The sequence below is a fragment of the Variovorax sp. PAMC28562 genome (genome assembly GCF_014303735.1).
In the GTDB taxonomy this organism is placed as follows: domain Bacteria; phylum Pseudomonadota; class Gammaproteobacteria; order Burkholderiales; family Burkholderiaceae_C; genus Variovorax.
On the sequence record NZ_CP060296.1, the window covers coordinates 2,329,191 to 2,343,978 of the forward strand.

Sequence of the window (14,788 nt, forward strand, 5' to 3'; positions counted from 1 at the left end):
GGTGCGCTAGTGCGCCTCGGCCTGCCGCGCCGCGTTGACGATCGCCTCTTCGTCGTGCGTGGTCCCGTTCAGAAACAGGTTCAGCAACACCGCCGCGATCGACGTCAGCAGGATGCCTGACTCGATCAGCGAGTGAATGCTGTGCGGCATCCACTGCTTGAAGTTGGGCGCAATGAGCGGGATCATGCCGACGCCGATCGACACCGCGACGATCATCGCGTTGTGCCGGTTGGTCTTGAAGTCGACGCCCGACAGAATGCGGATGCCGGTGGCAGCGACCATGCCGAACATCACGAGCCCGGCGCCGCCGAGCACCACAGTGGGCAACGACTCCACCAGCGCCGCCATCTTGGGCAACAGTCCCAGCACGACAAGGATCACGCCGCCCGCCACGCAGACGAAGCGGCTCTTCACGCCGGTGACCGCGACCAGCCCGACGTTCTGCGAAAAGCTGGTGTACGGAAAGGTGTTGAAGATGCCGCCGATCAGCGTGCCCAGGCCATCGGTGCGCAGGCCACGCGCCAGGTCTTGCTGGCTGATCTTGCGGTTGGTCATTTCGCCCAGCGCCAGGAACATGCCGGTCGATTCGATCATCACCACGATCATCACGAGCGTCATGGTGAAGATCAAAAACGGATCGAACTGCGGCATGCCGAAGTGGAACGGCAGCACCACGTCGACCCACGCCGCCTTGCCGACTTTCTCGAAAGTCATGATGCCCAGGGCCGTCGCAACCACGGCGCCGATCACGATGCCGAGCAGCACCGAGATGTTGGCGACGAAGCCCTTGGCGAACTTGACGATCAGCAAGATCGACACCAGCACCAGCGCCGCGATGCCGACGCCCGTGAGGTCGGCGTACTTGGGGTTGGGCACCGTCGGCAGGATGGCCAGGCCCTTGGGCAGCGGCGGAATCGCCGAGCCGGGTGAAGTCACGTCGGCAAGCCACTTGGCGTAGGCCGGGTCGACCACGTTGGGCGCAGTGGGCCCGAACGGATTGCCGAAGATCCAGTTGATGCCGACGCGCATCAAGCTGATGCCGATGACCGCGATGATGGTGCCGGTGACCACCGGCGGAAAGAACCTCAGCATTCGGCTCACCAGCGGGGCGATCAGGATGGAGATGATGCCGGCGCCGATGATCGAGCCGAACAGCAACTGCGCACCGGACTGGCCCGGGTTGGCACTGGCGATGGCGACCATCGGTGCCACCGACGCAAAGGTCACGCCCATCATGACCGGCAGCTTGACGCCGAACCATTGCGTCGCGCCGAGCGACTGGATCAGCGTGGCGATGCCGCAGCAAAACAGGTCGGCAGAGATCAGCAGTGCGACCTCGTCCGGGCTCAGCTTGAGCGCGCGGCCGACGATGAGCGGCACCGCGACGGCGCCTGCATACATGACCAGAACGTGCTGCAGGCCCAGGGCAGCGAGCTTGCCCGCTGGCAGGTGCTGGTCCACGGGATGAACGGCCGGGTGAGCCGCTTGCGAAAGTGAATCCGTCATGCCGATGTTTCCTGTTCACCAAGTTGTACGCGAAACTGTATACAAAGCATCGGGCTTGCTGAATAGCGAGAAACCCGCACGCTCTGCGGTGTCGGGCTCGTTTTGCGGCGTCGCCGAGGCGGGGTTGCAAGCTTCACGCCAGCCGGTGGCAGCGGGGCTGCCGTAGGACTTGGCGCCAGGCCACGATGCCATCGTGATCCGAAGACTGCCCGGGTCCGTAGACCGGGGACACACAGTCTCAAGGCATCCCATGGACATCCCGGACAAAGCTCGCCTGATGGAACAATTCCAGTCGCTGGCCGCCTCAATGCAGGGTGCAGGCCCACGCGTACCTGAACTCGGGCTTCTTTCTTTCGAGCTTGCCGATGTAGAGCGCAAGTGGGTGGCGCTGGACGATCCGGTGACTGCCCAGTCCTGGATCACGCAGCTGGGATGCACGAGGTCGGAGCTCGAAGCGGCGGTCCATGCTGTCGGGCATTCCTCAAGGCAGGTGACCAGTTACCTCGCCCAGGCGAACGGCGAAACGTTGGGATAACTGGCCAGGCTCAGCAGGAGCTCGTCCTCTCCGCGAACTACCGCGAGAAGTTTCCACGGCGTGGGCGCACGTCTGCCCTTCAGGCCAGCAAATCTGCCAGCGTCCGCGCGATCACCTTGGTGGCCCGGCGCAGGTCTTCGAGCAGCACGCGCTCGTCGTTGCGCTTGGCGTGCGACTCGAGCACGGTGCGCGGGCCGGCGCCGTAGATCACGCCCGGAATGCCGGCCTCGGCGTAGAGCCGTACGTCGGTGTAGAGAGGCGTTCCCATCGCCTTGATCGGTTCGCCGAAGATGGTTGCGCCGTGCTTCTGGATCGCGTCGACCAGCGGCTTGCTGCCGGGCAGCGGGCGCATCGAATTCGCGAGCAGCAGGCGTTTGATGTCGACCGTGATTCCAGTGGATTCAGCTGCGGCATCGGCAATTACTTTGCGGATGGCGGCCTCGACCTCGACCGGGTTCTCTTCCGGGATCATGCGGCGGTCGAGCTTGAACACGACCTTGCCGGGCACCACGTTGGTGTTGGTGCCGCCTTCGATGCGGCCGACGTTGAGGTAAGGGTGCGCGATGCCCTCGACCTTGGACGTCACCTTTTTATAGAGCGCATTCTGCGCATAGAGGGCATTCAGGATTTTGGTCGCGCCCTGCAATGCGTCGATGCCGGTGTCAGGAATCGCGGCGTGTGCCATCTTGCCGTGCACCGTTACTTCCATCTGCAGGCAGCCGTTGTGCGCGGTGACCACTTCGTAGCTGAAGCCAGCGGCGATCATCAGGTCGGGCTTGGTCAGGCCGTTCTTCAACAGCCAGCCCGGGCCGAGAAGGCCGCCGAATTCCTCGTCGTAGGTGAAGTGCAATTCGACGGTGCCCTTGGTCGGCCTGGCGACGGCTTCGAGCGCGCGCGTTGCGAAGGTGAAGCTGGCGAAGTCGCTCTTGCTCACCGCCGTCGCGCGGCCGTAGAGGCTGCCGTCGTCGATCTCGCCGCCGTAGGGGTCGTGCGTCCAGCCTTCGCCGGGCGGCACCACGTCGCCGTGCGCATTTAGCGCGACGGTGAGGCCTTCGCCTGCCGCGCCGTAGTGTCGCCGCACGATCAGGTTGGTGATCGATTCGAGTCCGTAGTCCGCGACCTCCTGCGCCGGCACCGGATGCTTCTCGGCTTCGAAACCGAAGTCCTTCAACAGCTCCGCCGTGCGGTCTGCATGCGGCGCGTTGTTGCCCGGTGGCGTGTCGGTCGGCACGCGCACCAGCTTCTGCAGGAACTTCACTTCGTCGTCGAAGTGCGCATCGATCCAGGCGTCGAGCCTTGCGTAGTCGGTCATGAGGTTGTCGGGGTTCAGTGCGTCTGTTCCAGCGCCAGGTTGTCGAGCAGAAGCGAGAAGGCTTCGACCGCCAGCTGGATGTCGTCGTTGGTGCTCGATTCGAGCGGGTTGTGGCTGATGCCCGAGTTGATCCCGCGCACGAAGAGCATCGCCTGCGGCATGACTTCGTGCAGCTTCATCGCATCGTGGCCAGCGCCGCTGGGCATGCGAAAAAGTGGAATGCCGAGCGCGTCGACCGCCTTCTCCCAGCGCTGCTGCCATGCGGCATCGCTCGGCGCCGCGGCGGCACGCATCGTTTCTTCGAGCGTGTAGCGCACGCTGCGGCGCTCGCAGATGTCCGCCAGCGCGGCCAGCACATCGCCGACCACGGCATCGCGCTGCATGTTGTTCGGCGCGCGAATGTCGAGGCTGAACTTGCAGCTGCCGGGTACGACATTGATGGAGCCGTTAGGCACCTGCAGCATGCCGACCGTGGCCACCGAATCGCCATCTTTGCCGGCACGTTGCTCGGCGAACAGGATGAGTTCCGACACCGCTGCGCCAGCGTCGCGGCGCCGGTCCATCGGCGTGGTGCCGGCGTGGCTCGCCATGCCGATGACCTCGCCCACATAGCGCACGCTGCCGTTGATCGAGGTCACGATGCCCAGCGGCAGGTCGAGCTCGTTCAGCACCGGGCCTTGCTCGATGTGGACCTCGACGAAGCCCAGGTATTTCTTGGGGTCGCGCTGGATCTTCGGGATGTCTTCAGGCTCGAGTCCGGCGTGCGCCATCGCATTGCGCATGGTCACGCCATCGGCGTCCTGCTGATTGAGCCAGGCTGGATTGAAGTGCCCGATGAGCGCGCCCGATCCCAGAAAGGTCGCCTTGTAGCGCTGGCCTTCTTCTTCGGCAAAGCCGACGACTTCGAAGGCGAAGGGCAGGCGGCGGTTCAGCTTCTTGAGTTCGCGCACGCAGGCCATCGGCACGAAGATGCCGAGCCGTCCGTCGTACTTTCCGCCATTGCGCACGGTGTCGTAGTGCGAGCCTGTGAGCAGCGCTTTCGCATCGGGTGTCGTCGCCTCGTAGCGGCCGACCACGTTGCCGACCGCGTCGATCCCGACGGTGTCGAAGCCGCAATCGCGCATGCCCTGCGCGAGCTGCGCGGCGCAGGCGCGGTGCGCGTCGGTGAGGTAGGTGACGGTGAGCTGGCCGAGTTCGGCATAGCCCGGATCGGTGTGCACCGACAGCGCCTCCTGCCAGTCCCACACCTCGTTGCCGAGCGTCGGTATGTGGGCGAACTTGTCGCCGAGCCGAATCTCGGCGATGCGATGGATGTTGCGCAGCGCCTCGCCTTGCTCGAACGACGGATGGTGATGCACGCGGCGCTCGAAGGTGTCGATGATCTCGCGCTTGGAGAGGCCCGTGCCGCGCGGTCCTCGCACGGCAAGGATGAAGGGAAAGCCGAACTTCTGCCCGTAGCTGGCGTTGAGTCGGCGGATGTGCGCCAGCTCTTCGGCCGTGCAGTTGGTGAGCCCGGCCTTGCCCTGTTCGTTGGTCGATTCGGCGGTGAGCGTGTTGCGCTCCATCTGCTTGCCGGCGAGTTCGGGGTGCGCGCGGATCAATGCGAGCTGCTGGTCCGCGGTAGCGTTGGTCACGGCCTGCGCCATCGCGTGCTTCAGGTGCTGCAACGAGCGGAAGGGCCGCGCTTGCAATGCCTTCTCTGCCACCCAGGGCGAGTGTTCGTAGATGCCGTCGAGCAACGCGACGGCTTGTGCCGGCGTGGCCGCGTTCAACTGGTCGATGGTGAGGGCCATGTCAGGCTCCGGTGGCCATGGGAACGAAGGGATGCACCTGCTTCCAGTGCCGCGCGATGTCGACGCGTCGGCAAATCCATACGCGCTCGTGACCTTGCACGTAGTCGAGAAAACGCTTGAGCGAGCCGATGCGGCCGGGCTTGCCGAGCACGCGGCAATGCATGCCGATGCTCATCATCTTCGGTGCTTCCTCGCCTTCGGCATAGAGCGCATCGAAGCTGTCTTTCAGGTAGTTGAAGAAGTGGTCGCCGGTGTTGAAGCCCTGCGCCTGCACGAAGCGCATGTCGTTGCAGTCGAGCGAATAAGGCACCACCAGGTGTGGCACCACGCTGCCGTCGGTTTTGGTCATCTGCGTATAGAACGGCAGGTCGTCTCCGTAGTAGTCGCTGTCGTACTCGTAGCTGCCCTGGTCGACGACAAGACGGCGCGTGTTGGGGCTGTCGCGGCCGGTGTACCAGCCGACCGGCCATTGCCCGCCCGTCATGTCGCGGATCACCTGGGTTCCGATGTCGATGTGACGCTTCTCTGTGGCGATCGGCAGGTTCTGGTAATGAATCCAGCGCAGTCCGTGGTTGGCGATTTCGTAGCCGTTCTTCATGAAGGCGTCGAGCAGCTCGGGGTAGCGCTGCAGCGCCATGCCGACGCCGAACACCGTCATCGGCAGGCCACGCGATTCGAACTCGCGCAGGATGCGCCAGACACCGGCGCGCGAGCCGTACTCGTACATCGACTCCATCGTCATGTGGCGGTTTTCGTAGGCCTGCGCGGTGACCAGTTCCGACAGAAACGTCTCCGAGGTCGCGTCGCCGTGCAGCGGATTGTTCTCGCCGCCTTCTTCGTAGTTCAAGACGAACTGCAATGCGATCTTGGCCTGGCCCGGCCATTGCGCGTGCGGCGGGTTGCGGCCATAGCCGACCATGTCGCGCGGGTAGACCGCGGGCTGGCGGTCTTGTTCGTTGTCCTGGCGTTTGTCTTGGGTGGGGGTCATGTGTGGCTCCGGTGGCGGGGTCTCAGGACAGCGCCAGAGTGATGTCGTGGGTCGGGACTTTCCGGTCGAAAACGAGATGGGCCTCGACATGCTCTAGGTGTTCGGCCATGAGGCGGACGGCACGCTCTTCGTCCTTGGCGGCCAACGCCTTCACGATATCGGCGTGCTCGTCGTTGGAGTGCTCGGCAGCGCTGGTGGTCTGGTACATCAGCGTAATGAGCGCGCAGCGCGAGATCAGCTCGCCGAGCATCTGCGCCAGCACCTTGTTGCCCATGAGCTCGGCCATGCGCACATGAAAGTCGCCGAGCAGCTCGGTGCGGTCGGAGATGTCTTCGCCCGCGACTGCTGCCTTTTCAAGCGCGACGTGCTCGCGCAGCGCCTTGATCTTGGCGGGGGTCACGTTCTGCACGAACTCGCGCGTCATCGCGGTCTCCAGCATGCGGCGCACTGCGAAAACCTGGCGCGCTTCGTCGACCGCCGGCGCTGCGACGAAGGCGCCGCGTGCCGGTTCGAGCCGGATCAGCCGATTCTGCGAAAGCTGGAACAAAGCCTGCCTCACCAGCGTGCGCGAAACGCCGAAGTGGTCGGCCAGTTTTTGTTCGGCCAACTTGCTGCCGGGCTGCAGACGGTGCTCCACTATGGCTTTGGTAAGCGCATCGACGATGGCGCGAGTGCTCGACAGGGTGGCGGGGGCAGCATCCATGTTTTTGATGATAGACCCAAAGCCAGTAACTGTATACACTTTTGTCCACCGAATGAAGCGACACAAATGAAGGGGCACTCATGGGCTTGAGCACACACGTACTGGACACGATGCATGGCAGCCCTGCCGCCGGCATGTCGGTCGCGCTGTACACCACCGAGGGCGACACCGCCACGCTGGTGCGGCGCTTCACCCTCAATGCCGATGGCCGCAGCGATGGCCCGCTCTACGACAACGACACCATCAAGGTCGGCACCTACCGGCTGGTGTTCGACGTGGCGGGCTACTTCAAAACGCTCGGGGTGAAGCTGCCCGAGCCCAACTTCCTGAACCGCGTGTCGCTCGACTTCGGCGTGGCGCATACCGATCAGCACTACCACGTGCCGCTGCTGGTCAGCCCCTGGGGCTACTCGACCTACCGCGGTTCCTGATCGATGACGCCGATGCGCCTGTGGCGTCTAGAGCTGTCCTTCGGTGAGCGTGTCGAGCTGGAAATGGCCGCCGCGGTCCCACAGCCAGGTGTCGGTCCATGTGACCTTGCCCATGCGTGCGGCGGCCGGAAAAGGCGAGGCCTCGAGCACGGTGCGTTCGATCTCGGCGATGACTTCGGGCGCATGGGTCGGCGCACGCATCCAGTGCATCGAAATGACCTTGCCGTTGACATCGAGGTTGACCTGCAAGGTGCCGACCGCGTAGAGCATCGGCGGCAGCTTGCCGTCGTAGATGCGGTCCTTGTTGCCGTCGTAGATGTGACGCGCGGCGTCCTTCCGATAGTCGCGCGGCGTCGCGGCGGCCGAAGGGCGAGGGATCTTTCCTGCCGTGCTGTCCGCAGCGGCGCGACTGAGTTGGCCCGGCACCGGCGAAGTGATGGGTGCGGTCGGGTTCGTGCTGCCGCAGCCGACCAGCCAGATGGTTCCGACGAGGGCAGTTGCGAAACCAAGATTGCGGGACATCGCCCGACGCAGAAAAGTGGGCGAGCCGGGAGGCGAGAGGGACTGGAAGTTCATCGGCGGATTTATACCGTGGACGGCAGCACGAACCCGTCGGGCGCGCTGCGCATTGGCAACCGGAGGTTTCCGTTTTGATCGGCGCCGTCGACGAACTGCTGGCGCGCCTCGCGCACGAAAACGCTGTGCTGGTGCGCGTGACATCGACGCAAGGGTCGGCCCCTCGCGAGGCCGGCACCTGGATGGCGGTGTGGGCAAATGGCCTCACCGGCACCATCGGCGGCGGGCAACTCGAGTTCCAGGCGACCGAAGAAGCGCGCGCCGTGCTGGCCGGCGCGCCACCCATCGACGGCGTGCGGCGCTACCCGCTCGGTCCGAGCCTGGGGCAGTGCTGTGGGGGCGTGATGTTCCTGAGCTACCAGGTGATTGGCGTCGACGATGCGCCGGCGCTCAGGCGCGAGCTGGTCGCGCATTTACCGCCGGTCGCATTGTTCGGTGGCGGCCACGTCGGTGCCGCGCTCGGGCGGTTGCTCGCGACGCTGCCGTTTTCGGTGCGCTGGATCGACAGCCGGGACGGCGTGTTTCCAGCGGCGCTGCCCGCGCAGATCGATGCCGAACATTCCGAGCCCGTGCAAGACGCCGTGGCCCAGCTGGCGCCCAACTCGCGCGTCCTCATCATGAGCTTCAGCCATGCCGAAGACCTCGACATCGTCATCGCGTGCCTGAAGCGCGTGCGGGAGCGCAACGATCTGCCGTACGTCGGCCTGATCGGCAGCAAGACGAAGTGGGCGACCTTCAGGCACCGGCTCGAAGCGCGCGGTTTCACCGATGCGGAGATGGACCGCATCACCTGCCCGATCGGCACGCCCGGCATTCACGGCAAGGAGCCTGAGGTGATCGCTGTGGCGGTGGCGGCACAGTTGTTGCAATCCATGGGCTGACGCCGGAGGAGGGGCCTCAAAAACAACGCCAATGGCGTCTTAAACGTGTATACACTTCAGTTCACAACAAGCCGCAGCGGAGCGAGTTTCCTCCACGGAACTGCGTTCGCGGCACTCTCTCTGCTTACAGTCCCCGCGGTGGTGAGCAGGCCAGAACCATTCCGGGGTTGAGCGCAAATGGAAAGTTATTACCTCGACTGGGCCAACCTGCTGCTGCGTTGGGTCCACGTCATCACCGCCGTCGCATGGATCGGTGCCTCGTTCTACTTCGTGATGCTGGACAACAGCCTAGAAAAGCCGCAAGACAACGAGTCGCTCGCCAAGGGCGTGAGCGGCGAGCAGTGGGCGGTGCACGGCGGCGGCTTCTACAACATGCAGAAGTACGGCCTCGCACCCAAGGTGCTGCCCGACCATCTGCACTGGTCGTACTGGGAGAGCTACTCGACTTGGCTCACGGGCTTCGCGCTCTTCACCATGTCGTACCTCTGGAATGCCAGCACGTACCTCATCGACAAGAGCAAGATGGACTGGCAGCCCGGTGCCGCCATTGCAGTGGCGCTGGCCTTCTTCGTCGTGTTCTGGATGGTCTACGACGGCATCTGCCAGTTGTTCGGCAAGGGCAAGCACGGCGACACGGCCGTCGGCTTGCTGATCGCGGTCTTCATCGCTTTTGCTACGTGGTTGGCATGCCATTGGTTCGCGGGCCGCGCGGCGTTTTTGCTGGTCGGCGCCATGATGGCCACGACGATGAGCGGCAACGTGTTCTTCTGGATCATTCCGGGCCAGCGCAAGAACGTTGCGGCGCTGCGCGAAGGTAGGCCTATCGACCCCGCGCACGGTGTGCGTGGCAAACAGCGCAGCGTGCACAACACCTACTTCACGTTGCCGGTGCTGTTCGCGATGCTGAGCAACCACTACAGCTTCACCTACACGCACAAGTACAACTGGATCGTGCTGCTGCTCATCATGCTGGGCGGCGCGGCCATTCGCCAGTTCTTCGTGGTGCGGCATCGTTTCAAGCTGGGCAATGCGCGCAATCCGATCGGGTATGCGATGGTCGGCGTCGTGGTGCTCGGCCTGACGATCGTCTGGATGAAGCCGGAGCCGGTGGCTGCTCCGGTGGCGGGCGCGGCAACGCAAGTCGTCGCCTTCGGCGAAGTCCAGAAGGTGCTGGAGCAGCGCTGCTATGCATGTCACGGTGCCGCCATGCAAATGAAGAACGTGCGTCTGGATTCACCCGAGCTCGTAGCGCAGCATGCGCAAAACGTCTACCAGCAGGTCGTGGTGACGAAGATCATGCCGATGAACAACGCGACCGGCATCACCGATGCGGAGCGGGCGCTGATCGGGCGCTGGTTCGAGGCGGGGGCCAAAACCCAGTAAGGCCTGGCCCGGCGAGTCCCGGTCGGATCGAGCAGCGCAGCAGCGCGGTAATGCAACCGCGCGGTATTGCGGTATTGCGCTAGCGCGGCCACCCAGCCGCCAGATACGATCCGCGCCCCCGTTGCTTCAGGCAAACAGTGCGGCGTACTGTTCCCGCAGCAGCTTCTTCTGCACCTTGCCCATCGCATTGCGTGGCAATTCGCCGACGACGAAGCACTGCTTCGGTATCTTGAAGTTGGCCAGCTTCGACTTCAACTCGGCCAGGATCTTTTGCGGATCGGGCGCCGTGCCCGGCTTGGCAATCACCAGTGCCACACCCACTTCGCCGAAGTCCTTGTGGGGCACGCCGACCACGGCGCTTTCGGCCACGCCGGGCATCTCGTTGATGCTGCCCTCGATCTCGGCCGGATACACGTTGTAGCCGCCGCTGATGATCAAATCCTTGCTGCGGCCGACGATGGTTACGTAGCCACGCGCATCCACCACGCCGACGTCGCCGGTCTTGAAGAACCCGTCCTCGGTGAACTCCTCTTTGGTTTTCTCGGGCATGCGCCAGTAGCCGGCGAAGACGTTCGGGCCCTGGACCTCGATGCCGCCGATCTCTCCCACCGGCAGCGACTCTTGACCCTCGCCGCGTACTCGCAGCGACACACCGGGCAAGGGGAAGCCGACCGTGCCGCCGCGCCGCTCATCGCCGTGCGGTTCTTCATACGGGTTGGACGTCAGCATGGCGGTCTCGCTCATGCCGTAGCGCTCCAGGATCGTGTGGCCGGTGCGTTCGTTCCACTCGTTGAAGGTCTCGATCAGCAGCGGTGCCGAACCGGCGATGAAGAGCCGCATGTTTCTGCAGGCCTCGCGTGTCAGGCCGGGCTCGGCCAGCAGACGCACATACAACGTGGGGACGCCCATGAAGACCGTCGCTTCGGGCAGCTTGCTGACGACCCGCTTGGGGTCGAACTTCGCCAGCCAGATCATCTTGCTGCCGTTGATCAGCGCGCCATGCAATGCCACGAAAAGCCCATGGACGTGAAAGATCGGCAGCGCGTGAATCAGCACGTCGCCGGGCTTCCAGCCCCAGTATTTTTTCAGCACCTGCGCGTTGCTCAGCAGGTTGCCGTGCGACAGCATCGCGCCCTTGCTGCGGCCCGTGGTGCCGCTGGTGTAGAGGATCGCGGCCAGGTCATCGGTCGTCTTGACTGCGACCTGGTGCCGGTCGCTGCAGTGCGCGGCGCGCTCCAGCCAGGTGCCGCTGCGGTCGTCACCCAGCGTGAAGACGTGCGGCACACCGGCCTCGGCGGCGAGCTCGCCGACCCAGCCGATATTCTGCGGGCTGCACACCACGACACTCGGCTCGGCATTGCCGATGAAATACGCCATTTCTCCGCGCTGGTAGGCCGTGTTCAGTGGCAGGAAGACATAGCCGGCGCGCAGCGTTGCCAGGTAGAGCAATGCCGCTTCAACGGATTTTTCGACCTGTACCGCAACGCGTGCGCCCTTCGGCAGCTTGAGCGACACCAGCAGGTTGGCCATCATCGCGGTGGCCCTTTCGATGTCCTGCCACGTGTAGTTCAGCGCGTGCTCGGTCTCGATGGCAACGCCGGCAAGGTCAGCTGGAAATGCCGCGCGCAGGGCAGAAAAAAGATTGTCGTTTTGCATGGCTCGAATCATTGGGAAGGCAATCAGGACTTGGCCGCGATGGCGCCCATCACGGCATCCGGTAGCGCGGTGGCGATGCCGGGGAACACGCAGATCAGCACCACGGCCAGCAGCATCAACAGCACGAATGGCAGCACGCCCCAGATGATTTCATTCAGGGGAATATCGGGCGCGATGTTCTTGATGACAAAGATGTTCAGGCCTACCGGCGGATGAATCAGCCCGGTCTCCATCACGATGGTCATCAGCACGCCGAACCAGATCAAGTCGAAGCCGGCAGCTCTCAGCGGCGGCAGGATGATCGGCGCCGTCATCAGGATGATGCTGACCGGCGGCAAAAAGAAACCCAGCAAGATCACCATCACGAGGACGGTGGCCAGCAGCACCCAGCGCGACAGGTGCATGCCGACCACCCACTCGGCCGTCGACTGGCTGATGTGCAGATAGCTCATCACGTAAGAGAACAGCAGCGACATGCCGATGATCAGCATCAGCATCGACGACTCCTTGAGCGTGGCGGTGAGGATCGGTGCCACGTCGCGCGGCCGCCAGACGCCGTAGATCACGGCGATCAGCAGCAGCGCCAGCACAGCCCCCAGCCCGGCTGTCTCGCTCGGCGTGGCGAAGCCGCCGTACAGGGCGACCATCACGCCAATCAGCAGGAGCACGAAAGGGACGACGCGCGGAAGCATCTCGAACTTCTGCCGCGTGCTGAAGGTCTCGTGCTCCAGCAGCGCCGACGCCGTGCCCGAGCGCGTGTACTCGGCCTCTGCCAGCCGGTACTCCTTGCGGTAACGCAGCACGGCGTAAACGGCGAACAAAGCCACCAGCAGCACGCCCGGAAAGATGCCCGCCAGGAACAGTCGACCCAGCGATTGTTCGGCCGCCACGGCGTAGAGAATCATCGTCACCGAAGGCGGCAAGAGGATGCCCAACGTGCCGCCCGCCGCGATGATGCCGGCGGCGAAGCCGGGCGAATAACCGCGCCGGCGCATTTCCGGAATGCCCGCGCTGCCGATGGCCGAGCAGGTCGCCGGGCTGGAGCCGGCCATCGCTGCGAACAGCGCACAGGCGAACACGTTGGCAATGCCCAGCCCGCCGGGGATGCGGCCCATCCAGACATGCATCGCGGCATACAGGTCCTGGCCTGCGCGCGATCTGCCGATGGCGGCGCCCTTCAGGATGAACAGCGGAATCGACAGCAACGTGACGCTGGCCATTTCTTCATAGACGTTTTGCGTGACCGTATTGAGGGCCGACGCAGGCATGAACAGGTACATGAACAGCACGGCGACGCTGCCCAGCGCGAAAGAAATCGGCGCACCGGAGAACATGAACAGCAGCGTCATGCCGCCGAAAAAAAGACCTATTCCGAGCATGCTCATGACCTCACTCCGTCGGACGATTTGGTCAGCGCATTGAGTCGGGCACTGAACTGCACCAGCAGTTGCAGGCCGAGCAGGGTCATGCCCGCGGCCATGATGCCGTAGGGAATCGTCAGCGGGGGCGCCCAGGACGAGGACGTGGTCTGTTGCTCGACCCAAGCCTCATGGAACAGCGCCCAGGACTTCCAGGAAAAAAACGCACAGAAAAGCAGGCTCATCAAATCGACCAGCATCAGGCGCCACTTGTCGAGGGATTGGGGTAGCCAGCCGGCCACGGCTTCGATGCCGATATGGCCACGCAGCGACTGCACATAGGCCGCGCAAAGAAAAGTGGCTGCAACCAGGCAGAACACCGCCGCCTCGTCCTGCCAGTCGGTCGAAGCCTGCATGACATAGCGCGAGACCACGCTGTAGGTCAGTACCAGCGCGGCCAGCAGCAGGGTCACCATGCCCAGGATGACCATGGCGCGATTGACCCACAGCAGCGCGCGAGCCAACGGCTGCAACGCACGCGGCGTGAACGGATCGATCTGAACAGCGACACGTGGCAATGCCGTGCCGTCGACGGCAGGCGGAATGAACTCGTGGCTCATGCCAGTTTCTGCGCTGCCTTGAGCAGCGCCGCGCAGGACTCGTTTCTGTCGCTGAAATCCTTCCAGGCGGTGGCGCGCGCGATGGTCTGCCATTTCTTCAGCGTGGCTTCGTCCATGTCGACCACCGCCGCGCCGGCCTTGGCGTAGACATCGGCCGCGATCTTGTCGTCGGCACGGGCCGCGTCGCGTCCGAAGATTTCCATTTCGGCGCCGACCGCCATCACCACGTCCTGTTGCGCCTTGGGCAGCTTGCCGAAGACCTCTTTCGAAATCATCAGTGGCTCCAGCATGAACCAGTAGGTCTTGTCGCGGCCCGACGTCAGGTGCTTGGCGATCTCTTCGAGCTTGAACGAGATGAAGCTGGTGCTCGACGTCATGGCCGCGTCCATCGCGCCGGTCTGCATCGACGCGTAGATTTCATTGGAGGGCAAGGTGATGACCGAGGCGCCGGCTTGCTTGAGCATCATGTCCATCTCGCGGCTGCCGCCGCGCACCTTCAGGCCCTTGGCATCGTCGGGCGTGAGCAGTGCGCGGGTGCGACTGGCGACGCCGCCGGCTTGCCAGATCCAGCTGACGATGAGGATGCCCTTGTCGTCCAGCACCTTTGCCAGCAGCTTGCCGACCTCGGCGTTCTTCCACGCGGCCGCCTGCTCGTAGCTCGGCACCAGCGCCGGCATCAAGCCGATGTTGGTCTCGGCCACCTCGCCACCGGCGTACGACAGCGGAACCAGGCTCATGTCGAGTGCGCCCTTGCGCATGGAAGAGAACTGGGCATTGGTCTTCATCAGCGACGAGCCGGCATAGACCGATGACTTCAATGCACCATTGGTCCGCTTCTCGACTTCAGCCGCAAAGCGGCGACAGAGCCGGTCGCGAAAGTCGCCCTCCGTCAAGGTGCCGCCCGGAAACTGGTGCGAGATTTTCAGGCTGCTGCCACCTGCCTGTGCAAACGAGTTGCCGGCCATTGCGCCCAGTGCCGTGGCACCAGCGGTATTCAGAAAGTCGCGTCGTGTGAAAGTCATTTTTGTCTCCTGTCTCAATGTGGA

The 14,788-nt window shown here is 64.0% G+C and carries 14 protein-coding genes; 4 read left to right on the plus strand and 10 right to left on the minus strand.

Going from position 1 to position 14,788, the window contains the following annotated elements:
• Nucleotides 1–6: 6 nt before the first annotated feature.
• Complete coding sequence (locus H7F36_RS11045; RefSeq protein WP_187054704.1) at nt 7–1,506, minus strand: nucleobase:cation symporter-2 family protein; 1,500 nt, start codon at nt 1,504–1,506, stop codon at nt 7–9.
• A 250-nt stretch (nt 1,507–1,756) separates the two neighbouring features.
• On the opposite strand from H7F36_RS11045, the gene H7F36_RS11050 reads away from it, so the two are divergent.
• Nucleotides 1,757–2,041 carry a DUF3606 domain-containing protein gene (locus tag H7F36_RS11050; protein ID WP_187054705.1) on the plus strand — a complete coding sequence of 95 codons (285 nt, stop codon included), beginning with the start codon at nt 1,757–1,759 and terminating at the stop codon, nt 2,039–2,041.
• Nucleotides 2,042–2,120: 79 nt separating this feature from the next.
• Here H7F36_RS11050 and H7F36_RS11055 read toward each other — a convergent pair whose 3' ends face one another.
• Genes H7F36_RS11055 through H7F36_RS11070 form a run of 4 tightly spaced genes read right to left on the minus strand, consistent with a single transcriptional unit; the run spans nt 2,121 to nt 6,837 of the window.
• Complete coding sequence (locus H7F36_RS11055; protein WP_187054706.1) at nt 2,121–3,353, minus strand: M20 family metallopeptidase; 1,233 nt, start codon at nt 3,351–3,353, stop codon at nt 2,121–2,123.
• Nucleotides 3,354–3,367: 14 nt separating this feature from the next.
• Entirely contained in the window at nt 3,368–5,146 is a 1,779-nt protein-coding gene (gene uraD / locus H7F36_RS11060) for a 2-oxo-4-hydroxy-4-carboxy-5-ureidoimidazoline decarboxylase (RefSeq protein WP_187054707.1), read from the minus strand.
• A 1-nt stretch (nt 5,147) separates the two neighbouring features.
• Nucleotides 5,148–6,134 (minus strand): allantoinase PuuE, encoded by a 987-nt coding sequence (puuE, locus tag H7F36_RS11065; RefSeq protein WP_187054708.1) that lies wholly within the window; start codon nt 6,132–6,134, stop codon nt 5,148–5,150.
• Between the two features lie 22 nt (nt 6,135–6,156).
• Nucleotides 6,157–6,837 (minus strand): GntR family transcriptional regulator, encoded by a 681-nt coding sequence (locus H7F36_RS11070; RefSeq protein ID WP_410003076.1) that lies wholly within the window; start codon nt 6,835–6,837, stop codon nt 6,157–6,159.
• A gap of 80 nt (nt 6,838–6,917) precedes the next feature.
• Here H7F36_RS11070 and uraH point away from each other — a divergent pair, with 80 nt between their 5' ends.
• Nucleotides 6,918–7,268: a hydroxyisourate hydrolase gene (gene uraH / locus H7F36_RS11075; RefSeq protein ID WP_187054709.1), complete on the plus strand. Its 351-nt coding sequence runs from the start codon at nt 6,918–6,920 to the stop codon at nt 7,266–7,268.
• Nucleotides 7,269–7,295: 27 nt separating this feature from the next.
• Here uraH and H7F36_RS11080 read toward each other — a convergent pair whose 3' ends face one another.
• Nucleotides 7,296–7,790, minus strand: a complete 495-nt coding sequence (locus H7F36_RS11080) for a hypothetical protein (protein ID WP_261802581.1) — start codon at nt 7,788–7,790, stop codon at nt 7,296–7,298.
• Between the two features lie 128 nt (nt 7,791–7,918).
• Here H7F36_RS11080 and xdhC point away from each other — a divergent pair, with 128 nt between their 5' ends.
• A complete protein-coding gene (gene xdhC, locus H7F36_RS11085; RefSeq protein ID WP_187054711.1) occupies nt 7,919–8,725 on the plus strand; it encodes a xanthine dehydrogenase accessory protein XdhC in 807 nt (268 codons plus the stop codon).
• Nucleotides 8,726–8,902: 177 nt separating this feature from the next.
• The gene (locus H7F36_RS11090) at nt 8,903–10,108 is read left to right on the plus strand and encodes a urate hydroxylase PuuD (RefSeq protein WP_187054712.1); all 1,206 of its coding nucleotides are present in this window, start codon (nt 8,903–8,905) and stop codon (nt 10,106–10,108) included.
• Nucleotides 10,109–10,234: 126 nt separating this feature from the next.
• Here the strand turns inward: H7F36_RS11090 and H7F36_RS11095 are convergent, their stop codons facing one another.
• From H7F36_RS11095 to dctP, 4 genes are read right to left on the minus strand one after another with little or no spacing between them, the layout of a single operon-like run.
• The gene (locus H7F36_RS11095; RefSeq protein ID WP_187054713.1) at nt 10,235–11,764 is read right to left on the minus strand and encodes a malonate--CoA ligase; all 1,530 of its coding nucleotides are present in this window, start codon (nt 11,762–11,764) and stop codon (nt 10,235–10,237) included.
• A 23-nt stretch (nt 11,765–11,787) separates the two neighbouring features.
• Complete coding sequence (locus tag H7F36_RS11100; RefSeq protein WP_187054714.1) at nt 11,788–13,149, minus strand: TRAP transporter large permease; 1,362 nt, start codon at nt 13,147–13,149, stop codon at nt 11,788–11,790.
• Nucleotides 13,146–13,742: a TRAP transporter small permease gene (locus tag H7F36_RS11105; RefSeq protein WP_187054715.1), complete on the minus strand. Its 597-nt coding sequence runs from the start codon at nt 13,740–13,742 to the stop codon at nt 13,146–13,148. The genes H7F36_RS11100 and H7F36_RS11105 overlap by 4 nt, the downstream gene beginning before the upstream one ends.
• Nucleotides 13,739–14,764 carry a TRAP transporter substrate-binding protein DctP gene (dctP, locus tag H7F36_RS11110; RefSeq protein WP_187054716.1) on the minus strand — a complete coding sequence of 342 codons (1,026 nt, stop codon included), beginning with the start codon at nt 14,762–14,764 and terminating at the stop codon, nt 13,739–13,741. The genes H7F36_RS11105 and dctP overlap by 4 nt, the downstream gene beginning before the upstream one ends.
• Nucleotides 14,765–14,788: the final 24 nt, after the last annotated feature.